This is a genomic window from uncultured Microbulbifer sp. (assembly GCF_913055755.1).
Taxonomy (GTDB): Bacteria; Pseudomonadota; Gammaproteobacteria; order Pseudomonadales; family Cellvibrionaceae; genus Microbulbifer.
Window position 1 is genome coordinate 23,624 of the sequence record NZ_CAJXKH010000015.1, and the last position, 25,402, is coordinate 49,025.

Annotated in this window: 24 protein-coding genes; 14 read left to right on the forward strand and 10 right to left on the reverse strand. The window is 55.7% G+C overall.

Annotation, left to right across the window (positions count from 1 at the left end):
- Positions 1 to 3: 3 nt before the first annotated feature.
- Complete coding sequence (locus tag QZ511_RS04680; protein WP_295799671.1) at positions 4 to 1,257, reverse strand: Coenzyme F420 hydrogenase/dehydrogenase, beta subunit C-terminal domain; 1,254 nt, start codon at positions 1,255 to 1,257, stop codon at positions 4 to 6.
- A 71-nt stretch (positions 1,258 to 1,328) separates the two neighbouring features.
- Complete coding sequence (locus QZ511_RS04685) at positions 1,329 to 2,642, reverse strand: polysaccharide pyruvyl transferase family protein (RefSeq protein ID WP_295799674.1); 1,314 nt, start codon at positions 2,640 to 2,642, stop codon at positions 1,329 to 1,331.
- Between the two features lie 269 nt (positions 2,643 to 2,911).
- On the opposite strand from QZ511_RS04685, the gene QZ511_RS04690 reads away from it, so the two are divergent.
- Positions 2,912 to 4,399 (forward strand): oligosaccharide flippase family protein, encoded by a 1,488-nt coding sequence (locus tag QZ511_RS04690; RefSeq protein WP_295799677.1) that lies wholly within the window; start codon positions 2,912 to 2,914, stop codon positions 4,397 to 4,399.
- Between the two features lie 99 nt (positions 4,400 to 4,498).
- Positions 4,499 to 5,998 carry a hypothetical protein gene (locus QZ511_RS04695; protein ID WP_295799679.1) on the forward strand — a complete coding sequence of 500 codons (1,500 nt, stop codon included), beginning with the start codon at positions 4,499 to 4,501 and terminating at the stop codon, positions 5,996 to 5,998.
- Positions 5,999 to 6,072: 74 nt separating this feature from the next.
- On the opposite strand, the gene QZ511_RS04700 is transcribed toward QZ511_RS04695, so the two are convergent.
- Positions 6,073 to 7,527: a right-handed parallel beta-helix repeat-containing protein gene (locus QZ511_RS04700; protein WP_295799682.1), complete on the reverse strand. Its 1,455-nt coding sequence runs from the start codon at positions 7,525 to 7,527 to the stop codon at positions 6,073 to 6,075.
- Between the two features lie 344 nt (positions 7,528 to 7,871).
- Here QZ511_RS04700 and QZ511_RS04705 point away from each other — a divergent pair, with 344 nt between their 5' ends.
- From QZ511_RS04705 to QZ511_RS04760, 12 genes are all read left to right on the forward strand, one after another.
- A complete protein-coding gene (locus tag QZ511_RS04705) occupies positions 7,872 to 8,300 on the forward strand; it encodes a hypothetical protein (protein WP_295799683.1) in 429 nt (142 codons plus the stop codon).
- A gap of 141 nt (positions 8,301 to 8,441) precedes the next feature.
- Positions 8,442 to 9,848, forward strand: a complete 1,407-nt coding sequence (locus QZ511_RS04710; protein WP_295799756.1) for an undecaprenyl-phosphate glucose phosphotransferase — start codon at positions 8,442 to 8,444, stop codon at positions 9,846 to 9,848.
- 154 nt (positions 9,849 to 10,002) lie between these two features.
- Positions 10,003 to 11,193: an outer membrane beta-barrel protein gene (locus tag QZ511_RS04715; protein WP_295799685.1), complete on the forward strand. Its 1,191-nt coding sequence runs from the start codon at positions 10,003 to 10,005 to the stop codon at positions 11,191 to 11,193.
- Between the two features lie 18 nt (positions 11,194 to 11,211).
- Positions 11,212 to 11,775, forward strand: coding sequence for a polysaccharide biosynthesis/export family protein (locus QZ511_RS04720; RefSeq protein ID WP_295799688.1), 564 nt, complete (start codon positions 11,212 to 11,214; stop codon positions 11,773 to 11,775).
- An 11-nt stretch (positions 11,776 to 11,786) separates the two neighbouring features.
- Entirely contained in the window at positions 11,787 to 14,036 is a 2,250-nt protein-coding gene (locus QZ511_RS04725; RefSeq protein ID WP_295799689.1) for a polysaccharide biosynthesis tyrosine autokinase, read from the forward strand.
- 330 nt (positions 14,037 to 14,366) lie between these two features.
- The gene (wecB, locus tag QZ511_RS04730; protein ID WP_295799692.1) at positions 14,367 to 15,500 is read left to right on the forward strand and encodes a non-hydrolyzing UDP-N-acetylglucosamine 2-epimerase; all 1,134 of its coding nucleotides are present in this window, start codon (positions 14,367 to 14,369) and stop codon (positions 15,498 to 15,500) included.
- A complete protein-coding gene (wecC, locus tag QZ511_RS04735) occupies positions 15,475 to 16,815 on the forward strand; it encodes a UDP-N-acetyl-D-mannosamine dehydrogenase (RefSeq protein ID WP_295799695.1) in 1,341 nt (446 codons plus the stop codon). The genes wecB and wecC overlap by 26 nt, the downstream gene beginning before the upstream one ends.
- Positions 16,816 to 16,817: 2 nt before the next feature.
- Positions 16,818 to 17,843, forward strand: coding sequence for a polysaccharide deacetylase family protein (locus tag QZ511_RS04740; protein WP_295799697.1), 1,026 nt, complete (start codon positions 16,818 to 16,820; stop codon positions 17,841 to 17,843).
- An 85-nt stretch (positions 17,844 to 17,928) separates the two neighbouring features.
- On the forward strand, positions 17,929 to 18,777 hold the full coding sequence (locus QZ511_RS04745) for a WecB/TagA/CpsF family glycosyltransferase (protein WP_295799701.1): 849 nt from the start codon (positions 17,929 to 17,931) through the stop codon (positions 18,775 to 18,777).
- A gap of 193 nt (positions 18,778 to 18,970) precedes the next feature.
- Entirely contained in the window at positions 18,971 to 19,750 is a 780-nt protein-coding gene (gene pxpA, locus QZ511_RS04750; RefSeq protein WP_295799703.1) for a 5-oxoprolinase subunit PxpA, read from the forward strand.
- Entirely contained in the window at positions 19,750 to 20,499 is a 750-nt protein-coding gene (gene pxpB, locus QZ511_RS04755) for a 5-oxoprolinase subunit PxpB (RefSeq protein WP_295799706.1), read from the forward strand. Before pxpA ends, pxpB begins: the two co-directional genes overlap by 1 nt.
- On the forward strand, positions 20,496 to 21,461 hold the full coding sequence (locus QZ511_RS04760) for a biotin-dependent carboxyltransferase family protein (RefSeq protein WP_295799710.1): 966 nt from the start codon (positions 20,496 to 20,498) through the stop codon (positions 21,459 to 21,461). Before pxpB ends, QZ511_RS04760 begins: the two co-directional genes overlap by 4 nt.
- 12 nt (positions 21,462 to 21,473) lie before the next feature.
- Here QZ511_RS04760 and QZ511_RS04765 read toward each other — a convergent pair whose 3' ends face one another.
- The 7 genes from QZ511_RS04765 to rpmJ form a co-directional block, all read right to left on the reverse strand.
- Positions 21,474 to 21,731: a DUF1315 family protein gene (locus QZ511_RS04765; RefSeq protein WP_295799713.1), complete on the reverse strand. Its 258-nt coding sequence runs from the start codon at positions 21,729 to 21,731 to the stop codon at positions 21,474 to 21,476.
- A 108-nt stretch (positions 21,732 to 21,839) separates the two neighbouring features.
- A complete protein-coding gene (rplQ, locus tag QZ511_RS04770) occupies positions 21,840 to 22,232 on the reverse strand; it encodes a 50S ribosomal protein L17 (RefSeq protein ID WP_010133817.1) in 393 nt (130 codons plus the stop codon).
- 122 nt (positions 22,233 to 22,354) lie between these two features.
- Positions 22,355 to 23,359, reverse strand: coding sequence for a DNA-directed RNA polymerase subunit alpha (rpoA, locus tag QZ511_RS04775; protein ID WP_226701962.1), 1,005 nt, complete (start codon positions 23,357 to 23,359; stop codon positions 22,355 to 22,357).
- A gap of 45 nt (positions 23,360 to 23,404) precedes the next feature.
- Positions 23,405 to 24,025 carry a 30S ribosomal protein S4 gene (rpsD, locus tag QZ511_RS04780; protein WP_295799731.1) on the reverse strand — a complete coding sequence of 207 codons (621 nt, stop codon included), beginning with the start codon at positions 24,023 to 24,025 and terminating at the stop codon, positions 23,405 to 23,407.
- Between the two features lie 15 nt (positions 24,026 to 24,040).
- Positions 24,041 to 24,430 (reverse strand): 30S ribosomal protein S11, encoded by a 390-nt coding sequence (rpsK, locus tag QZ511_RS04785; protein WP_043320820.1) that lies wholly within the window; start codon positions 24,428 to 24,430, stop codon positions 24,041 to 24,043.
- Between the two features lie 49 nt (positions 24,431 to 24,479).
- A complete protein-coding gene (rpsM, locus tag QZ511_RS04790; RefSeq protein ID WP_010133823.1) occupies positions 24,480 to 24,836 on the reverse strand; it encodes a 30S ribosomal protein S13 in 357 nt (118 codons plus the stop codon).
- A gap of 421 nt (positions 24,837 to 25,257) precedes the next feature.
- Positions 25,258 to 25,374 (reverse strand): 50S ribosomal protein L36, encoded by a 117-nt coding sequence (gene rpmJ / locus QZ511_RS04795; protein WP_010133825.1) that lies wholly within the window; start codon positions 25,372 to 25,374, stop codon positions 25,258 to 25,260.
- Positions 25,375 to 25,402 lie beyond the last annotated feature (28 nt).

Consider the following 25,402-nt stretch of genomic DNA (forward strand, 5'->3'; position numbering starts at 1 on the left):
GCATCAAGGTGCCCCCTCGATCGGGTGCCGCAGCCTTTTCCTATAAATGCGCTTCACCGTGCCGAATACCGAGCGCAGTTTTTCCATGAATCCGAGCTCCCGCCACCAGAAAGGAAAAAGTGCGAAGCCCGAAAATTTCGGTGCGGCCGCACCGAACAAACGCAGTGTGTGCAGCCGTGCCCACAGGCTACCGCGTGCGCTCAGCAGGTTTGGCTGGGACCGGGGTAACAGGCTGACATCGCTGCCGGTTACCTTCAGGTATCCGGCAGCAATGGCGCCATCCAGGATCTCCTGCCCGCGGCGGGTACGCACCACAATCAACGAGCTTCCGGATTCACCCGGTTCGACTTCCCGGTACCACGGGTCGCCCACCGCGATATCCGCAAACTCCCCGGTGTGGTCTGGACAGATGTAGCAGCGCCACTGACGATGCCGCTGAAGAAAGTCCCAGGATTCCTGGTAACTCATTGTGCGTCGCTGCGCGCTCTTGCTCTTTGTCTCATAGTCCAGAGACCAGACACCGGGCCAACCATTACCGCGATAGCGCAAAGCCCGGATGGATTCGGGTGAATCCGCGCCTTGCAATGCGGCAAGTTTGAGAGAGGCACTGGTGGAAGGAACGCCGGCGCAGAAAAATGCGATGCTGAGGCCGAGGTTATCGCGCAGCCCAGGGGTACTTTTCTGTGCGGCATGTACCGCCGCCACATCGCAGGGCTTGCCGATAAATACACACTCGCCGTCTGCGTCGATAATCTGACGGAGTTCGGCGCAGGGGCTTGAAGGTGCGTAGCGTGAACCGGTGGCGGCCAGCAGGTCGGCGCGGTCGCGGCTGAAAACGGTGCGGTTGCGATAAGGATGCACCGGGTCGGAGGCGGTATGCAGCACTCCCCGCATACTGCGCCGCTCCAGACAGTAGAGCGCCAGTGCGCTGGCGGCGCCGCCGCTGGATGCGGAAAAGCGCAGTTCTTCGTCACTGGCGTGCCCCTCGAGCACCTCATATACCGGCCCCCAGGCCGCACGCAGGTCCCGAATCAAGCCGCCGTCTTCGCGGTTGAAGTCGTGCTGCAGGCGTACTCCGGGACAGGCACCGAACGCAGCACCGCTGGATTCCGGCGCGCTGTCTTTTACCCGCGGCCGCATCCCCTCGCTGGTGACGTCCTCCATCTCGTAGCGCTCACTTTCCAGCGTCGCGCAGACACCGCAGCCGGTGCACAAATGATAGTTTCTGACGTCTTCAATAGTCTGGATAATCTGCATGGACTTCCGTGTCCGCTACACAATAAATTCGTTCGATACTGCCACACCGTGGAAATCGCAAACTGACGGCCTCAAGCACTGATGCAATCACCGGCGATTTTATCCATCTGCTGGTGTGCCTGGGCCATGACTTCCGGCAACTGCTCACTCAGGGGCACACGCAGTGAATTGCGACACTGGAACGCCTGGTAGACGGCGTCCAGCAGATCGCCACTGTCCAGGGTTCTGGGGTCAAATACCTGCTCCTGCTGGTTGCAGGTCGCGAATACCCCACGGGTCTTGTCACTATATGCTATCGCGGCAGTGGGAACGCCAGAGGACAGGGCGGCAATCGTTGCGTGCATGCGCGTGCCACAAAACCATCCCAGCCTGGCAATGACCCATTTGATTTCCATCTCGTTATATTCACCGTCAAGAATCTTCACCCTGCCAGCGACTCTCGGACCCAGCCGCTGAAGCAAGTGACGGCAGGCCCGCAGATCTGACTCGCACTCGTCTGGAGATACCTGAACATGCGGAATCAGAAGTATGTTCACGTCAGTCTCTGCCAACAGACGCTCTACCAGCTGCTGCAGCACCATGGGGTAATTGGCGACAATGCCGTACTGACGCGCCGCATCATTCCCACCATTGAAAATAAGGCCACTCACGTTCAATCCGACAACCTCTCCCTGCTCGCCGTCGAGCCAGGATCTGATCCGACGATCCATATTTGCGGGGGCCATCGCCGGCAGCAAAAAGGCCACATCCACACCGCAGTGGTGACGGCGGGGGTCGAACTCCGGACCAAGCAGCTCGGAGAGAATTTCAAAACTGTGCCTGTCGCGCGCCCACGCCGAGTGGCAGCGGCGCACTATATCTGCTGCCTGTGCGCGACTTTTTTTGTTGCGAAAAGGACCATAAGTCTGCGGCAGAAGAATCAGCGGTCTCTGCTCGCGCAACGCAATCTGTTTTGGGCCACTGATCAGGGAGAATCGCCTTGGGCCATACAGGTCAGTAAAGCTATCACCACCACTGATATCAAGTACCGCCCGAGACTGTGCCAGCGTGTGTACCCCGGGATTTTTTATCCCGGGCAGTATTTGGCTGAGCAGCATGTTCGCGATACTTTCCCTGCGATAAATCCGCCGACTGTTGCTTAGACCACACATGCGAATTGGCCACTGCTCGGAACCCACCTGCAAATTGCCCCGCCGCAAGCCCCTGCCATTATCGAAAATGCACAGGTCCAAATTCGGGATACGCGCCTTGATTGATATTGCAACTGCGCGCGACAAAGCACTTACCCCCAGGTTTCCGGTGTCTGGTGCCGCGCCAAGCAGGGAAATAGCTGTCATCAAACGGCCTGTTTTTCTCTGAATTAATTGATGTGTTTTTGCCAGCACATATTGTGATACACCTCACACAATCGCGATGACATTATCGACCCATCACAGGGTAGTGCATCCGTGGCAGATCCGCTCGACAGGCCAAAGGAAAGACGCTTCTTATATTTCCGTAATTAGATGGCATGAAACAGCACCTGTAAAATACATAAATGACTACACTTGATTCACCCCGCACGGCGTCACGCCCCGGTACCGGATTAAAATAATTTTCGCAGCAAGCGCACAACCCAAGTCAGCGGAAAGTGCAGCGAATACAGGAATCGGTTTTGTCTGTTCGTCAGAGAATTGTCAAAGGAGCCTCGGTATTAAGCGTAAGCCAGGCTGTGGTGCTCTCAAGCTCGCTGTTGCGCAATATCATCATCGCTCGTCACATAGATAGTGAGAACTTTGGTATCGCAACCACGTTCGCACTAACCATCTCGCTGGTAGAAATGACCAGCAACCTGGCACTGGATCGGGTCCTGGTACAGGACGATGAAGGTGACAGCGATGCCATGCTTGCTTCCGCGCACCTGCTCCAGTTCATCAAGGGATTGATACTGGCAGGCATACTGGTGCTGATAGCCGCGCCGGTAGCGCAGCTGTTTGGGCTGCCTCACCTGATCGGTGCCTTCCAGGTGATCGCACTGGTACCTGCGCTCCATGGGCTGCTGCATTTTGATCTGGTTGTGCGTCAACGGAAGCTGGATTTTTTGCCGACAGCGCTGTTCGACACAATACCCGAGGTGCTGACGCTGGCCACAGCCTGTGTCGCCACCCTGCTTTTTGATGACTACCGCGTGATGCTGGTGGTGATTATCCTGCAGGCGGTCCTGTATGTGGGGGCTTCACACCTGCTGGCCCGGCGCCCCTATCGCTGGACCTTCAACGCAAGACTGGCGCGGAAAAAGTTACGTTTCGGCTGGCCGCTATTAATAAACGGCTTCCTGATGTTCGGCATATTCCAGGGCGACCGCGTCGTCGTAGGCTCCCAATTCGACATGCAAACCCTGGGCTGGTACAGCGTGGCGTTTTCGCTGTGCATGTTACCCACCATGTTATTTGCAAAACTGAGCGCCTACCTGCTAATGCCGGTACTGGCGCGCAATCGTGACAATGCCCGACTCTACGCACGCTGTTGTAACCTGGCACTCAGCGCATGCATCTGCTTTGGACTGATCATGGTTGTCGGATTTGCCACTGCCGGGCCCGCGCTCATACAACTGAGCTTTGGCGCCGAATACATCCAGGCCAGCAGTGTCATCGTTATCCTCGGGATCATGCAGGCGTTGCGCGTGATTCGCATCGCCCCTTCGATCATTGCCAACAGTCAGGGGCATACTGAAAACGCGATGATCTCGAACATTTTCCGGAGCTTTGCCCTCCCCGCTGCGCTCTATCTGGCAATGACCGGGCATTCTGTACAGGCGGTCGCCGCGACTGGTATCGCGGGAGAAATCGTCGCCCTGGCCGTATCGGTCTATCTGGCACCGCTGGCCCAAGGCAAGCGCACTTTCGTATTCCGGCTGATACTGCTCGCCACTGCTGCAACCGCTGCAGCGACCGCTGTGATCTTGTATGGCAGCAACTATCCGGAAGCTACGGATATTGCTGGTCAGATTTTGCAACTACTGTATGGCGTGGCTATCGCTGGTTGCCTGGCAGGTCTGCTTGCGCTTGCCGACCCTGACCTGCGCGCGGAAGGCAAGCGGCTATGGCACCTGCTACGCCGTATTGCCCTGCCCGCCCGCTCCGTCGCGGGTGAAGACGTATAAAGGCGGTAAGCGGGAAAGCCCGGCTGAATAATACAAAACATAGTGCTTCCCACCGGATCAATTGCGAGAGGCACGATCAACTTTAGAAAGAAAGTTAATATGCACTTTCCCAAACAATTTTTACTGGCGAAAACGCCGTTAAAAATTTCTCCCCTATGGCGACAGGTCCAGTATCTTGGCTGGTGGCTGTCCCTTGCGCCGGAAGTGCAACTGATAAAGGTTCTCGACTCAAACGACAAGACCATAGGCCTGATTATCGGCTGGCCCCTGTTTCGCGGCAGGCTTCTTAAAGATGGCGACACGATTCGTGCAGCATCCCGGAAAAAAGGTCTGGCGGTAGAATACGAGGAAATTGCCGGTCGCTTCCTCTATTTCTTCCAGTATCGGAAAAAGCTGGCGGTTGTCACCGATGCGGCCGGATTGATGCCCCTCGTGTACAGCCCAGAGCACTCCACTGCCGCCTCAACCCCTGCGGTATTACAGAGGCTGGTCAGGCTGGAGCAGGATGAGAAAATATGCAACGCCTTTGCCGAGGGAAAGCGAGAAACATGGTACCCCTTTGGTGTCACCCCCTACCTCGGAGTCAGGCGCCTTCTACCCAATCACCGGCTGACCATCGCAGACGGCCGATGCGAACGTTTCTTCCCGCTGCCCGGTGACGTCGAATTGCGCGGGCAACCTGATGTAACTATCCAAGACGTTTGCGATATCATCACCCAGTGGGTATCCGAGAACGTCAAGGCACTGGTCAATGCCGGCCACAATGTGGCACACCTGACAGGTGGTTTTGATTCCCGCATGATACTGGCAGCGTCACGCGACCTATATCCACGCATGCGTTTCCAGACAATTAGGCAGAATGACACGCGCAATCGGCTCGACTGTCATATTGCACACCGCATTGCTCGAAAATTTGACCTTGACTATCAGCGGCTTGAATTTATTCCGCCTGACACCGAAGAGATGAAGGACTGGCTAATTCGAACCGGTCATTGTATTGAAGATTCCATTTCCGCCTTTTGCACCACTGCCAGGGTATACAACCAGCACTGCCATGAGCTTACCGGCACCTGTGGTGAGGCAATGCGTGCGGTCTTCTGGTATCCAGGAGATGATCAACTGCAGGAACTGACGCCACGTGAATTCATGCACCGGGTGGAAATTCCGGTAAACGAGGTGACGACTGATCTTTGCAGGAAATGGCTGGCTGGCCTTCCACCTGGTATCAGCGTCGGCAATTTACTGGATATTGCCTATATCGAACTCCGGGTAGCCTGCTGGGCGGGGCCCAGTATGTACGGCCACGACATCACCTATCCTTCCATCAGCCCGTTCAGTGGTGCGCGCTATTACAAGGCGATATTATCCTTGCCGGAAAAGCTGAGAATGGAAAACATGCTCGCCTCCGCTTTTGTCAAGTCCCTGTGGCCGGAACTGCTGCAATTTCCGGTCAATCGCGCGAGCGGGCTGGCCAGATTGCGCTTTTTATCACAAGAGATAAGGCGGATGTTACCGATTCAGCAGCGCGACCAGGTCAAGCGGATACTGCAAACCATACGCCGGAGAAAGCCGGAGGTGCACGGAAGGTTTCAAAGCTGACAACGACAATGTAGGGCATCAGGCAGCGGCTCGACCAGCCAAACTGAACGGTTTACTCCTGCGCCCGCAGGCAATCACTCCTCGGACTGTTGCAATGGTCCGGGAACTGGCCGCGAAACCAGACCGCGGGGCACCGGATTATCCAGGAAGCCGTTTTCCTTCAGGGGTGCGAGGAAAAACTTCGGCAATTGTGATTCATTGACCCGAATTTCCTCCATTTCTCTCCCGGGCATCCGAGTCAGATCGAAAACCGACTTCCGGGGAAAAGTGAGATCATTTTTTGTCCGGAAATAGCTGCCATCTTCCATCACCATGGGATGGTTTCCACAATCGACATCCCTTCCGACAATCAACCGGGATGCCTCGCTGATCGGTTGCATGAGCCAACTTTTCCCCGCACGCAGCGACCAGAACAGATTATTGCTCTCCCGGGCGTTTGCTGGAATCATCGCGGCGCCGAGAAAGATATTGTTATACAACTCCAGTCCAGACCCGTCGTATCCCTCCGCCACCGAGTGTACGTTTAACGCCACATTATATCGATAGTGCCCATCGCCGGTGACTCCGTCACAGTTGCCTTCGCGTTTCTTGGAGAAGAAGAAATTGTTTCGCAAAACAACATTCTCTCCAAGGTTATAGATCCTGAAGGCACTGTTGTTTGAGGTATCGTACAGTGCATTGCTCTCAATCAGGATGTTTTTGTATGCGCTCACATCCCCGGGAATTTCGTCCTGATAGAGCATCATTCCCGACGAGTTTCCAATGCCATGCAGCAGGTTTCCCCGCACCACCAGATCATTGGCACTGATGGCAATAATACTCTGATGAGGTCGGTCGAAAGCCAGCGGATCTTCCGGATATCGGGTGTACTCTTCTCCCGTTATGTGATTGTTCTCGATCACCCCATAGCGACTGCCACTGGAGTAAATGACGCCAGAGGAACCTTTGACGGTGATGAAGTTTCCACGCACGGTGACATGATCGGAATTGCGAACGAGTACGCCGCGAAATACTTCATAGAAACGGTTTCTCTCGATCAAAAATTGCGCCACCCTACGCAGGTTGATGGCGTAGACACCGTCCCGCGGCCCACGCGACCACCTATCTGAGTGCAACTCACTGTTTTTGACCCTGACGTGGCGGGCGTTGATTGCCTGCACCAGGCGCAGCCGATGCTCGGTATAGATATCAAACCCATCAAAGGAGAGATAGGCATCGGTTGCCTCGGGGTATTCCAGTTCTATCCCTCCGAGCCTTGGCCGTGTACCCGGAGCAGCCCGGAACTCGATAAAGTCACTTACTCCCGGGGCTTCGCGTTCCTCAAACACGGGGTATTCCCCACCGTGCACTATGACCAGGCCCCCGTTTTTCAAGGTTCGACGGGCCTTGTTCAGGCTCGCCCAGGGGGACTTCTCCGAGCCATCGTTGCGGTCACTTCCCACACCGGAATCAACATGGTAGTCCGCCTGTGACGCCAAACTTAGTAGCAGGCCAAACAGTATGCTCAGGAATTTGTTCAATGGATTCATGGGGATTCTTCGTTGCGTAAACTTGCTAGCGGCTGGCTATATCCCAAACCGCGAACACACGTTACAGACACGCCTTTCCGTATTCGGGCACCAGCAGAATAGCGCCTGGTTAGAGCTTTACCGGCCTTCAATTCGGCTGAGTCCACCCGAATACGCTATTTCCCACATGTATTCGCCAGGTGGGGCCGCCAGGTTCACAGGGACGGATACACTTACACCTGAACATCTGAACGCTATTCCTGCCGCGTCGCACCAACACTCGGATTCTCCGCGGTTAACCAAATTCATCGGAAAATCCATTTGTTAACCGGCGCACACCACCAACATAAAAGTAGCGGAGCCCCGTGGAAAATCTGATCCGGCGCACCAATTCCCCTCTCGTCGAACGACATCAGGGGAAGTGGCGGCTAGTGCTTTTCGGTACGCTCATTATCTGTATATATGGCGGGCTTCGTTCCGAACCGCTGCCACTGCTATTTCCCTATTTCGACCTCTTGATCCACTTCAGTGCCAGCCTGACGATTGCTTATATCGCCGTATTCGCGTTCCCTCCTCGCGGAAGATTGCTGGTGATGGTCGGTCTGTTCAGTGCAGCGGTCGCCCTGGAAGTGATGCAAGGCGTCTTCCTCGCACGACGTGCCGCCTCATTGGCCGATTGCCTGGCCGGCATTCTGGGTATCCCCTTCGGCTGGTTTCTTGGTCGCTGGGTACGGCAGTATCTTCGCCGCTGGTCCAAAAACTCGCATAGTTCCCGCCTCCGAAAACACTGGTGACAATATTTACTGCACACACTTGCAGTGTGCCGTTCAATTGCCAACCTTTATGGTCAAATGATACCCGGATCGATCAGCCAGTGATCCCTGAGTATCGAATGCCGATTTTGGTAGTAGGGGTAACACCCCGGAGGTTTGGAAGTGTATCGGGGATGGATTCGCGCACACGAAAGTGATCTGGCGGCAGTATATCGACTTGTCGACGGTATGCTGATATTGGCGGCGTTGGCTATTTGCACGACCGGCTTGGGCCATCAGCTGACCAAGGACTGGTTGATTGCGGGCCTTACCGGGGTAGTGATATTTGTTTTTGTCGCAGAATCGCTCGAACTCTACCGATCCTGGCGCACGGACAGCTACCGCAACATGTTGATAACCACGGCCTTCACCTGGGCTGTAGCATGCCTGCTATTGATGTTGCTGGGATACTTCTCGGGACAGAGCGGGCACTTCTCAAGGTTGGTTGTCGGCTCCTGGTTTGCACTTACCCTGTTCGGACTCGGACTCTGGCGCTATACCCTGCGCCGCATTCTGCTCTTTTTACGCATCCACGATCGCAATACGCGCTCGGCAGCCATTCTCGGATTGAATGACGCCGCCGTACGGCTCGCCCACGACCTGGAGCAGAATCCGCAGCTCGGTATTCGTCTGCAGGGCATCTACAGCATTCCCGGCCACGACGACATGCAAAGTGCATCCGCTGGAGAAAAGCTACTGATTACCGGAGAACTGGAACAGGCGTTGCAGGCCGCCCGCGCAGGTGAACTGGATCTTGTCTATATCGCCTTGCCAGCCAGCGAGGCGCACCATATCGGCAAGCTGCTGGCTGCCTTTGCTGATACCACCGCAACCGTTTATTTACTGCCGGATATTTTCGGTAGCAACCTGTTGCGGGCACGCTGGCAACACATTGGAAATAGTGCCGTGTTGAGTATCTACGATACTCCGATCCAGGGTATCAACAGTTGGCTGAAACGCCTCGAGGATATGGTCGTTGCGTCGCTGGCTCTGGTACTGCTGAGCCCTCTAATGCTGCTGATCGCGCTGGGCATCAAGCTTACCAGTCGGGGCCCGGTGCTGTTCAAACAGCGACGCTACGGCTTGAACGGCCATACCATTGATGTGTGGAAATTCCGCTCCATGACCTGTGAGGAGAATGGAACACACATACGCCAAGCCTGCCGCAATGACCCGCGCATTACCCCCTTTGGCCGCTTTCTTCGCTGTACTTCCCTGGATGAACTTCCTCAACTATTCAACGTATTGAGTGGTGACATGTCCATCGTCGGCCCTCGGCCGCACGCGGTTGCACACAATGAACAGTACCGCAGTATTGTCAGCGGCTACATGCTGAGGCACAAGGTCAAGCCTGGCATCACCGGCTGGGCACAAATTAATGGCTGGCGGGGAGAGACCGATACCCTTGAAAAAATGCACAAACGTGTAGAGCACGACCTGCATTACATCCGGAACTGGTCGATTTTTCTCGATATTTATATTTTGTGCATGACTCTGACAAGAGGTTTTGTTGGGAAAAATGCCTACTGAATTATCTGTGCGCCTACAATAATTTTTTTTCATATTTTGCCATGCAATGCTGAGAAGCGTTTCTAAACTCTCTTACTGAGTCAGCAGCTAAAACGACTTGACCAGAGCACACGGGAAAATGGAGTTTCCCGCCAATAGCAATAATGCAGGACGCATGATCATGCTGATCAACCCGAAAATTCATTTAAGAAAAACTATCTGTATTTTTCTTTCAACACTCTGCCTGCCTGTAGTTGCAGATCCCATAAAGCTGGGTTCCGGGTTTCTTCTTTCCCCGGCCGTTGGCGTCGACTTGCGCTATGACGACAATATCAACAATGCACCGGAAGATGGCGTCGAAAGCTATCTCATGCTGATAAGCCCGCGCCTGGCACTGGAATATGACCGGGGAACCGCAATCTACTCACTGCAGTACTCGCTCTCCCATGGCGACTATCTGGATACGGATCGCGACTCCTTTACCGACCAGGAGCTCACTGCAGGCGTGGACTGGGAACTGAACCAGCGTCATAGCCTTGCCCTGGGGGCCGCATATCTAGATATCAATGAAGAGTTCAACGACCAGGTCGCGGAGGATCTGGATAGCCTGATATTCGAGCGCGATCGCTACCGTCAGTCGGGTGTATTTGTGAACTATGACTATGGTGCGGAAGGCGCACGCGGCCACCTTGGGGTAACACTCGGAACAAACGACCGCAACTATATTGAAGAGCTGACTTCCCCCGACAGGAGGACGACCTATGGTGACGCACTGTTTTCATTCGGAATCACCGGAAAGACGGCATTTCTCACTCAGCTGGAAGCCCGGGATATTCGCTACGAAGAATTCGCTACCCCGATTCCGAATCGAGACAACCGGGAAGCCGCACTCCTCCTGGGTGCGGAACATGATACCGAGCAGTTGACGGTCAACCTCCTGGCCGGACTGGTACGAAAGGATTTTGATAACCCGGAAATTGGCCAGTATCAGCGTCCGCGCTGGACAGGAACCCTGGCCTGGCGCCCAACTGAGCTTAGCGAATTGACGCTCATTCTGGAAAGACGTCCCGTCGAATCCTTTGGAACCTTCTCCAATTTTGTCGATGCCAAATCCGGGTTCCTGGGCTGGCAGCACTCCTGGAGCGAAAAAGTTCGCACCAACACCTCATTCCGCTATACCCGCGCGGACTTCGCTGGCACAGATCTACGAGAAAACATAAGACGCCTGAATCTCACATTTTTCTACCAACTACGCCCGTGGATTGACGTAAGAACTGGCATTTCATCGCTCGAACAAGGAGCCAATGCGGAAACCCTGTCCTACGAACGCAATCAGGTCTTCCTCGGCTTCGACGCAGCATATTAATTACGGCAGGAATCAACCATGCAATATACCCCGAATAATTGGAAATATTGTCTGGCAGGACTAACGCTCTTGGCCAGCATTCAGCAGACAGCTAACGCACAAACCCCCAGCTCGGTTATCGATGAACAGTATCAACTCGGGGCAGGTGACGTCATATCCATTCGCGTATTTGGCGAAGAAGAACTATCGATTGAAGTGCGACTCGGCGACAGCGGGGTCATCAACTATCCATTTCTTGGCGAAATAGAAGTGGCAGGACTCAGTGCACCCAACCTGGAAAAGAAAATTACCGAAGGACTACGCGACGGCTACCTGGTCAACCCCAGTGTAGAAATAGCGATCATGCAATACCGGTCATTTTTTGTGAATGGTGAGGTCAATACGCCAGGAAGCTATGCGTATTTGCCAGGGCTGACCATCAACAAGGCCATAGCCATGGCCAGCGGACTTACTCCCCGCGCATCAGCCGGCAAGATCATAATCAAGCGAGGTCATGGAAAGGACCAAAAGATGATTAAAGCCACCATGGATACAAAGCTATATCCGGGAGACATCATCACCGTTGAACAGAGTCTATTCTAAAGGGTACTGACATGGAAATCGATAAAAGCAGAGACGACGATCTACTACTTCAGGAGAAGGGTCCAGACCTGCGTCGCTACCTCAAAACTCTGTTCACGCACCGCTGGATGATCGTCGCAACGACGGCGGTCATCACGGCAATAGCCATCGCAATAATTGCCAATATCCCATCCCGCTACCAGGCAGTCGCATCCCTGGTTTTTGAACTGGATCAGGCAAACCTGGTATCCGTCGAGGAGATCTATGATCTCGGAAACCAGCGCAGAGAATACATCCTTACCCAGACACAGATGTTGCAATCTCGGCAGCTTGCAGAGAGAGTCATCCAACGGCTCAGTCTGTCTGAAAATCCCGAATTTTCCCCTGGTCAAGTCGGAACCACAATGGGAATGATCTTCTCCTTTTCCGGCAGTGGAGCGGATGATCCAGGTGCTACAGATTCCGGAGAAATCGATGCGATAACGACGACATTTCTCAAGCGCCTTACCATTGAACCTGTTCGCAACACCAACATAGTGCGGGTGAAATTTGAAGCGCAGTCACCCGTACTGGCAGCTCAGATTGCCAACACGCTGGTAGAAGAATTCATCGCCGAGCAGTCTGAAGCCAAGGTGCAGTTCACCAGCCGCGCCACATCCTGGCTCACAGAACGACTGGAAACCCTGCGCAGCAAACTCGAAGCATCTGAAAACCAACTCCAGAACTTCCGCGAGCGCGAGGACCTGATCGACCTGAGTGGAGTACGCAGCCTGGCGGAACGTGACCTCAATGAAATGACTGCACAACTGCAGGAGATGCGCCGTGAACTGAAACAGATTTCCAGCATACACGACCAATTCACGACCGCAGAAGGTGACGAAATGGCACTCGCCAACCTGCCTGAGGTCATCAGCAACCCGTTGATTCAGGAGATCAAGCGAAACGTAGCTGTCGCGGAAAGGCGCAGAGCAGACTTGTCCCGTCGCTATGGGGCAAAGCACCCGCTGATGATCGCAGCTACCAATGAGGTCCGTTTGGTGCGCGAGCAGCTTGCCAATGAAATGCGCAATCTGTCAGATGCGGTGGAAAATCAGTATCTCACGGCACTTTCCCGGGTTCGAGACCAGGAAAATGAAGTAGAGCGAGCCAAGGAGAACTACCAGGAAGTTTCGCAAAAAGATTTTCGCTACCAGGAACTGGTCAGAGAAGTTGACGTAAACCGCAAGCTCTACGACACCTTCTTTACCCGCGTCAATGAAACCCGTGAGACTTCCGGATTCGATATTGCACCGGCAAAACTCGTCGATGCAGCTGTCATACCCAACAAACCGGTCAAGCCCAACAAAAAAATGCTAGCCGCCATGTCCCTTGCGCTGGCTCTTGCGATTTCAGTTGGAATTGCTCTTGTTCTCGACCTCCTGCGCACGGGAGTGCGGGGCCCGGAGGATGTAGAGGATTATCTCGGGCAACGGCTGATCGGCTTGATACCGGATGTAAGCAAGATATCCGGAACAACGCTGGGTTTGCGTACAATATTCGATCCGGAGCAACATGTCTTTGGCGAGGCTATTCGCACCTTGCGTACCGGAGTGGTTCTTTCCAGCCTTGGCCAGTCGCAACGGGTAATCATGGTTACCTCATCTGTTCCAGCCGAAGGAAAAACCACAACATCAGAAAATCTTGCATTTTCACTTGCGCAGGTGGGAAAGGTACTACTGATTGATGCCGACCTGCGCAAACCCGCTGTTGGTATCGACTTCAAAATCCCTCGCGAGCACCCGGGGCTGACCGATGCCATTACCGAGGCGCACCCGATCGAAGATTGCATAGTTCACGACAAAGTGAGCGGCCTGGACATAATGCCGTCGGGTAATTACTGCTCTGACCCGCAAAAAGTGCTTGTCTCTTTCCGTTTTTCAGAAACCATTGCACAGCTGTTGCGGACCTATGACCGCATCATCATCGACACCCCACCGGTGCAGGCGGTCAGTGACGCCCTGCTTATCTCGCGCTCTTCCGACTCCCTGCTGTACGTGGTCAAGTGTGACTCTACCAACAAACGGATCGTCAAGAAGGGTATTAACCGCTTTACTCAGATAAATGCGTCCATCGATGGTGTAGTACTAACCCATGTCGACACCAGAAAAGGTGCTGTCTACGAGGATGAGTATTACGGTTACGACTTCGACAAGGGCGTACGCCAATCGAGTTACTCCTCCAATAGTGGCGATGACAAGCCCTCCGGCTCACCGGAACAAAGAAAAGAGCCGGAAATTTCCTAGCGTCAGTTCGGCGTCACCATCCAATAAAAATGGGTGGTGACCGCCGCCTACTCCAGTTATCACCCAGTGCAAATCCCCAGTGTGGACCGAATTTTTTTGAGCTAAATACATGTAGATATAAGGTGCCGATCAAGTTTTTTAAACTCAAAAAATGGGCAGAATCTACCACAAAAGCTGCGCATAAATTTCCACTAAAAAGTTCCCATAAGCTATAAATTAAGTGTTCTTATTACGTTTTTGTCAGAGTTGGAACGCATCCTGAAGAGTTCACAACAGGATCTCTACCCGGCACATATACAAGTCAACCCAACGGATTGGAAGCGACGAGTTATGCGAGTGTTGCTTGTTTTCGGGACCCGTCCCGAAGCGATCAAGATGGCCCCCCTGGTGCGCGTTTTGCGCAAGGATTCCAGATTTGAGGTCAAGGTCTGCGTCACCGGCCAGCATCGTGAAATGCTCGATCAGGTACTGGCGCTTTTCGATATAGTTCCTGATTACGATCTCGACATCATGGAACCCAACCAGGACCTGTTCCAGGTTACGGCTCGGATTATTATGGGAATGCGTGACGTCTTGAATGAGTACCGGCCTGACCAGGTTTTCGTACACGGTGACACCACAACCACATTGGCTGCTGCTCTGTCGGCGCATTACTGCAAGATTCCAGTGGCCCATGTGGAAGCCGGATTGCGTACCGGCGATATCTATAGCCCCTGGCCCGAGGAGATGAATCGCAGGCTTACCTCATCCATCGCGGAAGTGCACTTTGCACCAACCTCCCTGTCCAGGCAGAACCTGCTCAACGAGTCCGTGCCGGAAGAGCAGATCACGGTAACGGGCAACACCATTATTGATGCGCTCATTGATGTAGTACGAAAAATCGAAACCGATGACGTACTCAGCGCCAACCTGGAACATCAGTTCCCCTTTCTCGACCCAGACAAGAAGATAATTCTAATCACTGGCCATCGCCGCGAGAACTTTGGTACAGGCCTGGAAAATATTTGCCTGGCCATTCGCGATCTGGCGGCCCGGAATGATGTGCAGTTCATATACCCCGTGCACCTCAACCCCAGAGTACGCGAGCCCGTCACCGCAATGCTCTCGGGGCTCAATAACGTACACCTGATAGACCCCCTCACCTACCTGCCATTCGTATACCTGATGCACCGCTGCCATTTGATTTTGACGGATTCCGGCGGCATCCAGGAGGAAGCACCGTCTCTTGGCAAACCAGTGCTGGTCATGCGCGACACCACCGAGCGTCCGGAGGGCGTACGTGCTGGCACCGTCAAACTCGTAGGAACGGACAGGAAGAGGATTATCGCCGGGGTCAATGAACTGCTCGACGACAAGTTTGCCTATGAGGCGATGAGCTGTGCCCGCAATCCTTATGGCGACGGATTCGCCTGTGAAAAAATCGTAAAGGGAATATTACATGCTACTCAGGAGATCGCCGTTTAATCGGGTATCCGTGATTGGGCTTGGCTACATCGGCCTGCCCACCGCTGCGATACTGGCGGCAAGCGGAGCGGAAGTTGTTGGTGTCGATATCAGTGAGCGCGCGGTCAACGCGGTCAATGCAGGTCGCATCCACATTGTTGAGCCGGGGCTGGAACCCCTGGTCAAAAGTGAAGTAGATAGCGGCCGGCTGCGTGCAGTGTTGTCCCCGGAGCCTGCGGATGCGTTCATTATTACGGTCCCGACACCGCTGACCGAATCCGAACCGGGCCTTATCCCGGAGCCAGACGCCAGCTACATTCAGGCTGCCGCTGACGCCATAGCGCCGGTACTGAAAGCGGGCAATCTGATCATTCTCGAATCGACCTCCCCCGTCGGCACTACCGAGCAGCTGGCTCGCTGGCTCAAGAGCGCGCGCCCTGACCTCAGCTTTCCGGGTTGCGGAGACGATGCCCGCCCCGACATACACATTGCCTATTGCCCGGAGCGCGTATTACCCGGCCACGTGCTCAAGGAGCTGGTGAGAAATGACCGTATCATTGGCGGCTGCACCCCGGAATGCAGTGCTGCCGCCGGGGCGCTCTATCAGCGCTTTGTCAGCGGAGCCTGTATCGTCACCGATGCTCGTACCGCCGAGCTTACCAAGCTGACCGAAAATGCCTTTCGCGATGTCAATATCGCGTTTGCGAACGAGATGGCACTGGTCTGCGACCAGCTCGGCATCGATGTATGGGAGCTGATCCGCCTGGCTAACCGGCACCCGCGAGTAAACATTCTGAATCCAGGGCCCGGGGTGGGCGGTCACTGTATTGCGGTTGACCCCTGGTTTATCGCACATGGGGCACCGGATCAGGCACGCCTTATCACCCAGGCTCGCAGGGTAAACGATGCTCGCCCCGGCTATGTCGTCGAACAGGCTCTGCATGCCGCAGGTAGCCGCGAAAATCCGGTCATCGCATGCCTGGGGCTGGCTTTCAAGCCCGATATTGATGACCTGCGCGAGAGCCCAGCCCTGCAAGTCGCCACCCGGCTGGCGCAGCAGAGCAAGTGCCGGGTGCTGGCAGTAGAGCCCAATATCGGCGCCCTGCCAGCGCCACTGGCGGCAGCAGACGTGGAACTGGTGCCTCTCGATGCGGCCCTGAAAGAGGCCAATGTAGTGGTGGTACTGGTCGATCACAGAGAATTTCTGCAGATTGATCCGGATGCGCTATCGGGCAAGTCGATCATCGATACCAGGGGACTGTTGCCCAGACTGAGAGCACCGCTCGTGACTGCGCAGCATGTCGACGACAAGCAACCGGTTGAAGACTCTGTGTAGTCATGCGGGTACTGCTAACTTTTGACTACGAGCTGTTTTTCGGGCGGCAGACAGGTACTCCCCAAGCGTGCATGATCCACGCCTGTGACAGATTGCTGCAGGTACTGGACGCGTATGCTGCGAAAGCGGTTTTTTTCGTTGACGCCAGCTATCTGGTGCGACTGCGGGATTACTCCGGGCGGTCGGTACGATTGGAGCGGGATTATGCGGATGTCATAGACCATGTGCGCTGGCTCGAATCCTGTGGCCACCAGATCCAGCTGCATGTACACCCGCACTGGTTCGACTCCAGTTACGATGGCCACAGCTGGAACATGGTCACCGATCGCTATCGCCTGACACAGTGGTCCAGCCAGGAGATCACAAAACTCGTATCACGCTGCGCGCAGGAATTGAACGCGCACCTGAAGCATAAGGCCTTTGTATTCCGTGCCGGTGGTTGGTGTGTACAGCCATTCTCACCTATTGCTCGGGCATTGCTCAGCAATGGTATTACCGCTGACAGTTCTGTTTACCATGGCGGCCAGGCAGCTTCCGCAACACACCAGTTCGACTTCAGGTCCGCGCCGCAGCATGCGAGCTGGCAATTCAATACAGATCCCTGTCAACCCGACCGCCAGGGCGCTTTTACAGAGCTGGCGATTAGCTCCCTGAGAGTTTCGCCATTTTTTTACTGGCGCTTCGCCCTTTCCCGCCTGTTCGGGGCAAAACACCGACACCGCAGCTTCGGGGATGGCCGGGCCATCGAAAATGGGCACAGCCACCTGTTGCACCTGCTTACACACTATTCACACATGGCGGTATCCGTTGATGGCTATAAATCGACGTTGCTGCGACACGCCTACCAGCAGGCACAGCGAAAGCATCTCTCACACTTCGTCGCCATGGGCCATCCCAAATCACTAACACCATGCTCTCTGGAAAACCTTCGCGCATGGCTTGGCGATATCTACGCCAGTGGCGGACAGCTTGAAGGCTACCAGCGCTCCAGGCAGCCAGTATTGAAGAGCGAGCCTGTAGACGCCTGAAGCGCTCGCTCGCATCCAAAAGTATCACAGCCAAGTCGGGTTACTTGGAATTTCTGCCAGAAAATTAGCCAGGGGAAGCAAAGGAATGCACAGAATCGAGCTAATGAATGTGCCACTGGATGTGGCGACCATGTCCGAATCCGTTACGGCAATCGCCAAACGGGTGGACGACCACCGTTTCACCCAACATGTGGTGGTGAACGTTGCGAAACTCATTCACATGCAACGGGATACGGAGCTGTCCGCATCGGTGAAATCCTGTGACCTTATCAACATTGATGGTATGGGTATCGTATGGGGCGCGCGGCTACTGGGGCACGATGTCCCCGAGCGAGTCGCGGGGATCGATCTTTTCTATGCTCTGCTCGCCATGAGTTCAGAGAAAAAATTTCCGGTGTACTTTCTCGGAGCGCGGCGGGAAGTGGTCGACGAGGCAGTAGCCAAGTTGCAGCGACAATTCCCCGACTTACCTGTTGCAGGCTGGCATCACGGCTATTTCTGGGATGATGAGAAAGCAATGGTGGATAAGATCCGCCGCTCCGGTGCACGTTTACTGTTCGTCGCCATCACCTCTCCACGCAAGGAAAATTTTATCCACAAATGGCGCGACTCTCTCGGTGTCGATTTCGTCATGGGCGTGGGTGGGACCTTTGATGTGGTAGCGGGTAAAGTCAAACGCGCGCCGGCGTGGATTCAGCGCGCCGGACTGGAATGGCTGTTTCGCCTGTTTCAGGAGCCGGGACGGATGTGGCGGAGATACCTGTTCACCAACGCGGCATTTGCATGGCTATTGCTGAAAGTAAAGTGTTCCCACTGGTTGATACACAGGGACTCCCGGGCAACGGACAAAAACGCTCAGCCTGCGTATGTAAAGCACGGTCGTCCCGGTGCCACCCGTCGATCAAAGTCGGCACACTCGGTATCGTCCCCATAAAGGCAGAACGGGCCTGGCAGTGCAAGTATATAGCCAGCTCTCGCCCCACTCCTGAATACCTGCTTCCGTTGCGCTGTGCACAGGTTTAACTCCTGACGGCAGATTCGGTTAAACTGGCACCGAGATAACGCACACTCGCACGGCACTCGCGCGGCTTCCGTTGCTGCCGCCGTCGACCAAGGGGCTACCGGGAGTGAACAGGATAGATATCAATTGCGACCTGGGGGAAGGATGCAGCCGCGCGGACTGCTTGCGGGATGCCCGCCTGATGCCCTTTATCAGTCGCTGCAATATTGCGTGCGGTGGTCATGCGGGCAATGCAACGACCATGGCGCTGTCCCTGGAAAACGCCCGCACGCACCAGATCATCGCCGGGGCCCACCCCGGATATCCGGATCGGAGTAATTTCGGCCGCACTTCACTGGTGATCAGCCACGACGAATTGGTCGCATCACTGCACCGGCAGGTGAGCGAGCTGCACAGTATCGCAGCCGAGCAAGAGGTCCGCCTCGAGCACCTGAAACTGCACGGAGCGCTGTACAACGATGTCGAAGCCAGTGACGAGCTGGCGGAAATCATTACCCGATTTATCCATGAAGAATTTCCCCACCTGAAAATTCTCGGTCTGGCCAACGCCGCCATGGAGAGGGCAGCCATCAAGTTCGGGCAACCTTTCCTGCGGGAAGGCTTTATGGACCGCCGCTACCTCAGCCATTACCGGCTGGCTCCGCGCACCATGCAGGGGTCTGTGATCGAACAATTCGGTGATTGCCTGGAGCAGGTACTCGCCCTCGCCCGGGGTACACCGTTTGTTTCCGTGCGAGGCGAACCTCTGAAATTTTCAGTCGACAGTATTTGCCTGCACGGGGACACACCGGGAGCGGAGAAAATTGCCCGGGAACTGCACCGGCAATTGCAACAGAGCGGACTGGTGGTTGCGCCCGGCAAACCACCAGCGGGCAAGAGTAGCTGATGAAAGCCGACTTTACCCTCAAGCCCAATGGCGATGCCGCGCTGGATATCTGCTTCAGCGCACCGCCGAGTGCAGCCCTCAGCGAAACCATCATGTTGCTGGCACAGGCCATAGAAGCGGCGTCTATCCCGGCGGTTAGCGAACTTGTGCCCGCGTACCAGTGCCTCACCGTCTGCTTTGACCCACTGCAACTTGCCCCAGTGGGATCGCACGGCACCGCGCATCTGCGCAGACAATTAGCCCAACTGACCGAGAGAGCACTCTCATCGTCTCGGACACTGCCCGGGGAACGCTTCCTGATCAGAATCCCGGTGTGTTACGAAAAGGACTTTGCACCGGACATGAGCGCGCTGCGCCAACACACTGGGCTGGCAACCGAAGAAATCATCCAGCGGCACACAAATCGCCATTACCTGGTGCATATGCTCGGCTTCACCCCCGGGTTTCTCTATCTGGGCGGCCTGGACGAACGGCTGCACTGCCCTCGCAAAAGTCGCCCCGAACTCCGGGTACCCGCGGGCTCGGTAGGCATTGGCGGAGCACAGACCGGCATTTATCCCCAGGCGACACCGGGCGGCTGGCAAATTATCGGGCGGACGCCCCTGGCCCTGTTTCGCCCCGAGAAAACCTTCGCCTTTGTCGCCCGCCCACTGGATTACATTCAGTTTGTGCCCATCTCTGCCGACGTGTTTGCGCGCTATGTGCCGGGAGCCGAAATAGAAAGAACACTTATCGGGGAAGTACCTTGAGTTTGCGCTTTCTCAGACCCGGTCTGCAGACCAGTATCCAGGATGGCGGCCGCCCGGGAATGATGCGCTGGGGGCTATGTCGTGGTGGCGCAGCCGATACCCTGGCCATGGCAATGGCAAACCGGCTGCTGGGAAATCCCTCGGACCATCCGTGTATAGAGGTGACACTAACCGGCCCCGCCATTGAGTTCACCGCAACGCTTTCCATCGCGGTGTGCGGCGCCTATTTCGATTTGCGACTCAATGACAAGCCGGTCGCCAATAACACGGTGATCCAGGTACGCAGTGGCGACGTGCTTGAATTCGGCGCGCTGAAGTCTGGCGCACGGGGCTATCTCGCGCTGGCGGCGGAAATAGACCTGCCGAGGTCACAGGGAAGCCTCGCAACGCATCTACTGGCAGGGTTTGGGGGATTGGAGGGGCGGGCACTGCGGGCCGGGGATACGCTTCCTCTGCGCGCTTGTCGCCGGGTACAGGTGCGCGCACTACCGCAGCGTTATTGTCTCGACTACCGCGCGCGGCCACTGATCCGGGTGGTTTCCGGAGCGGACGCGGAGCTCTTCCCTGCGGAAGTGCTGAACGCCTTTTACCGTGGCGAATTCAGCGTCTCGTCCCAGAGCAACCGCATGGGAATTCGGCTGAGCGGAGCGCTGCTGGCGACGGAAGGGCTACCGCAGGTCGTTTCTTCAGCGCTCTGCCCCGGAACCATTCAGGTGCCCCCCGGCGGCCAGCCCATCGTGAGTTTCATCGAGGGGCAAACCATTGGCGGTTACCCGCGCATCGCGCACGTAATTTCCGCGGACCAGCATCGACTGGGACAGCTGCAAGCTAATGATCGCCTGAACTTCGAACGGATAGACACCGCCACCGCCCATCGCATCCTGCAACACAAGCTACGACTGTTAGCGGAACTGGAGGACGCACTGCAGCATCCCCATCCTTCACCCGGGGACACAAATTGAAGTGGTGGGACGTCAGGACTTCACCCAGCTCACCAGCTCGTCTTCGTGCTTGTCACCACAGGGAGTCGCCTTCGGCGGTACATAGCCCATCCGCGACTCGGGCGCCGTATTGCGCTGCTCCCAGTGGGCTATGGCTTCGCCGCACAGAGATTTCTGACTGTCCGTAAGCGCCACACCATTCGGCCACTTACCGAGTTCGATCGCGCGCTTCAGACTACCCACAATCTGCGGATTCAGGATCTGTAACAATTCATCCAGAGTCTGGAACATCGGTGTTTCCGCCAATTACACAGTTCAGATACAAGAAAAGCCGGTCAAAGACCGGCTTTCCCTTGCTCGGCACAGCGTTGTGTACCGATAACCCTAAAGCGGGACGCCTCAGGCTTCTGCAGCTTCAGCAGTCTCGTCCGCTACCGGACGATCCACCAGCTCTACGTAAGCCATCGGAGCCTTGTCGCCTGCGCGGAAGCCGCATTTCAGAATGCGGATATAACCGCCCGGACGGGCTTCGTAACGGGGACCCAGCTCGTCGAACAGCTTGCGCACTGCATCCTTGTCACGGATACGGGCGAAAGCCAGACGGCGGTTGGCAACACTGTCCTTCTTGGCCAGGGTGATCAGCGGCTCGGCGACGCGACGCAGCTCCTTGGCTTTCGGCAGTGTGGTTTTGATCAGTTCGTGCTCTACCAGAGAAGCAGTCATGTTCTTGAACATGGCTTTACGATGAGAGCTGGTACGACTGAATTTACGGCCACTATAACGATGACGCATAACTCAATTCCTCACGACTTCGATTGCTTTCTCAGCAAGTCGTCTGAGAGCGGTGCTTGCAGGTGGCGCACACCACTCGGTTTTCTTCACGCGGGCGGGCAAACGCCCGCGCCACAAACGCTTTACAGGGAGCTCAGCTTGCTGTCGCCCTTGAGGCTGGCCGGCGGCCAGTTCTCGAGACGCATGCCCAGGGACAGACCACGGGAAGCCAGAACGTCCTTGATCTCGGTCAGGGACTTCTTGCCCAGGTTCGGGGTCTTCAGCAGCTCTACTTCGGTACGCTGAATCAGGTCGCCGATGTAGTAGATGTTCTCTGCCTTCAGACAGTTGGCCGAACGCACGGTCAGCTCCAGGTCGTCTACCGGGCGCAACAGCACCGGATCGACTTCCTCTTCCTTCGCTTCCGGCTGGGCATCCTTCTCGCCTTCCAGGTCCACGAACACTGCCAGCTGCTGCTGCAGGATAGTGGCGGCGCGACGGATAGCTTCTTCCGGATCCAGAGTACCGTTGGTCTCCAGGTCCAGAACCAGCTTGTCCAGGTCGGTACGCTGTTCTACACGTGCGGATTCCACACTGTAGGAAACGCGACGAACCGGGCCGAAAGAGGCGTCCAGCTGCAGGCGGCCGATCGCACGGGTCTCTTCCTCGTCTTCACGACGCGCGTCTGCGGGCTGGTAGCCACGGCCACGCGCAACGGTCAGGCGCAGGTTGAGTTCCACATCGCCAGTAATGTTGGCGATAACGTGCTCCGGGTTCACGATTTCGATGTCGTGATCCACCTGGATGTCCCCGGCGGTTACCGCGCCCGGGCCCTTCTTGCTCAGGCTCAGCACTGCCTGGTCCTTGCCGTGCATCACCACCGCAATTTCCTTCAGGTTGAGCAGGATTTCGATAACGTCTTCCTGCACACCTTCAATTGCGCTGTACTCGTGCTCAACACCGTCGATCTCAACTTCAGTGACGGCGCAGCCTGGCATGGAGGACAGCAGGATGCGGCGCAGCGCATTGCCGAGAGTGTGGCCGAAACCACGCTCCAGCGGTTCCAGAACCACTTTAGCGTGGTTCTGGTTGTACTCGGTGACGTCAATACGACGAGGTGTCAAAAACTCGTTGACAGCAGTCTGCATAGCCATACCTGTATTACAGTTTTATTCCTTAAATGGAACAGAGCCTTACTTGGAGTAGAGTTCCACGATAAGGTTTTCATTGATCTCTGCCGGCAGATCCACGCGATCCGGAACACGCTTGAAGGTACCTTCCAGCTTGCTCGCGTTCACGTCCACCCACTCAACATCGCCACGCTGTGCAGCGAGGGCAACGGAGTTCTGGATACGCATCTGCTTCTTGGACTTCTCGCGGATAGCGATCACGTCGCCTTCCTTAACCTGGTAGGAAGGGATGTTAACGGCGCTGCCGTTTACCAGAATCGCCTTGTGGGAAACCAGCTGGCGTGCTTCTGCACGCGTGGAGCCGAAGCCCATGCGGTAAACCACGTTGTCGAGACGCTTTTCCAGCAGTTGCAGCAGGTTTTCACCAGTTGCACCCTTCAGGCGCGCCGCTTCCTTATAGTAGTTGCGGAACTGCTTTTCCAGCACGCCGTAGATACGACGAACTTTCTGTTTTTCACGCAGCTGAACACCGTAGTCGGACAGGCGGCCGCGACCGGCGCCGTGTACACCCGGCTTGGCTTCCGCGCGGCACTTTGACTCGTGCGGGCGAACGCCACTTTTCAGCTGAAGATCGGTACCTTCCCGACGGGAAAGCTTACATTTTGGTCCAATATATCGTGCCATTTCGTCAACCCCCTCTTACACGCGACGTTTCTTGGGCGGACGACAACCGTTATGCGGGATCGGCGTCACGTCGGTGATGTTGGTGATCTTGTAGCCGCAGTTGTTCAGGGCGCGAACAGCAGATTCGCGACCGGGGCCGGGGCCCTTAACTTCGACATCAAGGTTTTTCAGGCCGTATTCCTGAGCGGCAGTACCTGCGCGCTCGGCGGCAACCTGGGCTGCGAAAGGCGTGCTCTTACGAGAGCCGCGGAAACCGGAGCCACCAGCGGTAGCCCAGCTCAGAGTGTTGCCCTGACGGTCAGTGATCGTCACGATCGTGTTGTTGAACGATGCGTGGATGTGGGCAACACCGTCGACAACGGTCTTTTTGACCTTTTTGCGAACAGTAGTTTTTGGCTTAGCCATACCTGTATCCTAAATCCTGTACTTGTGAAGACTTGCGCGACGTAAGTGATTACTTACGGATCGGCTTGCGCGGACCCTTACGGGTACGGGCGTTAGTCTTGGTGCGCTGACCGCGAAGCGGCAGGCTGCGACGGTGACGCAGACCGCGGAAGCAACCCAGGTCCATCAGGCGTTTGATGTTCATGGATACTTCACGACGCAGATCACCTTCAACGGTCAGTTTCGCAACTTCACCGCGGATGGTTTCGATCTGGTCTTCGGACAGATCACGAAGTTTGGTGGATTCAGCGATACCTACCGCTGCCAGAATAGACTTAGCCGTGGTGCGACCAACCCCGTAAATATGGGTCAGGGAGATCACGGCGTGCTTGTGGTCTGGTACGTTTACACCAGCAATACGTGCCATAGAGGCATACTCCACGTATTGTGAACCGGCTAGCTTGGTAACGGGCTCGGTTCAATTCTCAATTCGGCGCTGACAGCGACTAAAAAGCCAACAACGCCACCAAAAAGGCGCGCAAGAATAGCTCTTCAGACACCAAATTGCAATAGCCCACCGTCTCCGGGGCCTGAACCCAGGAGAATGTGGACGACAGTCAACGCCCCCTTTTGAGACCTGCAAATCGACCATCAGGCGACTCGCTGGTCTCTCCCGCCAGCCCGAAGGGCTTTGCGGTGCTGCCTTTTAGCACGGGGCTGCGCCAAAAGGCAAATTCTTTCACGAACAAATGGCGTCACTACAAGCCCTTCCCGGGGCGGACGCCAGCCCGGCCATCCCTGACCGGTCGCTAATCGGCGCACACAGCTAAGCTGTGCTAGCGCGCCGATTAACCCTGCCGCTGCTTGTGACGCGGTTCGGCGCTGCAGATAACCCGCAGAACACCCTTACGACGTACGATTTTGCAGTTACGGCAGATCTTTTTAACAGAAGCGCGTACTTTCATGACCTTACCTCAATTCAATCCTGCTGCT

Excerpts from the sequence above, each read along its gene's own strand:
- QZ511_RS04680 (WP_295799671.1), bottom strand. The coding sequence starts at position 1,257 with ATGCAGATTATCCAGACTATTGAAGACGTCAGAAACTATCATTTGTGC.
- QZ511_RS04695 (WP_295799679.1), top strand. The coding sequence starts at position 4,499 with ATGCACTTTCCCAAACAATTTTTACTGGCGAAAACGCCGTTAAAAATT.
- QZ511_RS04700 (WP_295799682.1), bottom strand. The coding sequence starts at position 7,527 with ATGAATCCATTGAACAAATTCCTGAGCATACTGTTTGGCCTGCTACTA.
- QZ511_RS04715 (WP_295799685.1), top strand. The coding sequence starts at position 10,003 with ATGATCATGCTGATCAACCCGAAAATTCATTTAAGAAAAACTATCTGT.
- QZ511_RS04720 (WP_295799688.1), top strand. The coding sequence starts at position 11,212 with ATGCAATATACCCCGAATAATTGGAAATATTGTCTGGCAGGACTAACG.
- QZ511_RS04725 (WP_295799689.1), top strand. The coding sequence starts at position 11,787 with ATGGAAATCGATAAAAGCAGAGACGACGATCTACTACTTCAGGAGAAG.
- wecB (WP_295799692.1), top strand. The coding sequence starts at position 14,367 with ATGCGAGTGTTGCTTGTTTTCGGGACCCGTCCCGAAGCGATCAAGATG.
- wecC (WP_295799695.1), top strand. The coding sequence starts at position 15,475 with ATGCTACTCAGGAGATCGCCGTTTAATCGGGTATCCGTGATTGGGCTT.
- QZ511_RS04740 (WP_295799697.1), top strand. The coding sequence starts at position 16,818 with ATGCGGGTACTGCTAACTTTTGACTACGAGCTGTTTTTCGGGCGGCAG.
- QZ511_RS04745 (WP_295799701.1), top strand. The coding sequence starts at position 17,929 with ATGCACAGAATCGAGCTAATGAATGTGCCACTGGATGTGGCGACCATG.
- pxpB (WP_295799706.1), top strand. The coding sequence starts at position 19,750 with ATGAAAGCCGACTTTACCCTCAAGCCCAATGGCGATGCCGCGCTGGAT.
- QZ511_RS04765 (WP_295799713.1), bottom strand. The coding sequence starts at position 21,731 with ATGTTCCAGACTCTGGATGAATTGTTACAGATCCTGAATCCGCAGATT.
- rplQ (WP_010133817.1), bottom strand. The coding sequence starts at position 22,232 with ATGCGTCATCGTTATAGTGGCCGTAAATTCAGTCGTACCAGCTCTCAT.
- rpoA (WP_226701962.1), bottom strand. The coding sequence starts at position 23,359 with ATGCAGACTGCTGTCAACGAGTTTTTGACACCTCGTCGTATTGACGTC.
- rpsD (WP_295799731.1), bottom strand. The coding sequence starts at position 24,025 with ATGGCACGATATATTGGACCAAAATGTAAGCTTTCCCGTCGGGAAGGT.
- rpsK (WP_043320820.1), bottom strand. The coding sequence starts at position 24,430 with ATGGCTAAGCCAAAAACTACTGTTCGCAAAAAGGTCAAAAAGACCGTT.
- rpsM (WP_010133823.1), bottom strand. The coding sequence starts at position 24,836 with ATGGCACGTATTGCTGGTGTAAACGTACCAGACCACAAGCACGCCGTG.
- rpmJ (WP_010133825.1), bottom strand. The coding sequence starts at position 25,374 with ATGAAAGTACGCGCTTCTGTTAAAAAGATCTGCCGTAACTGCAAAATC.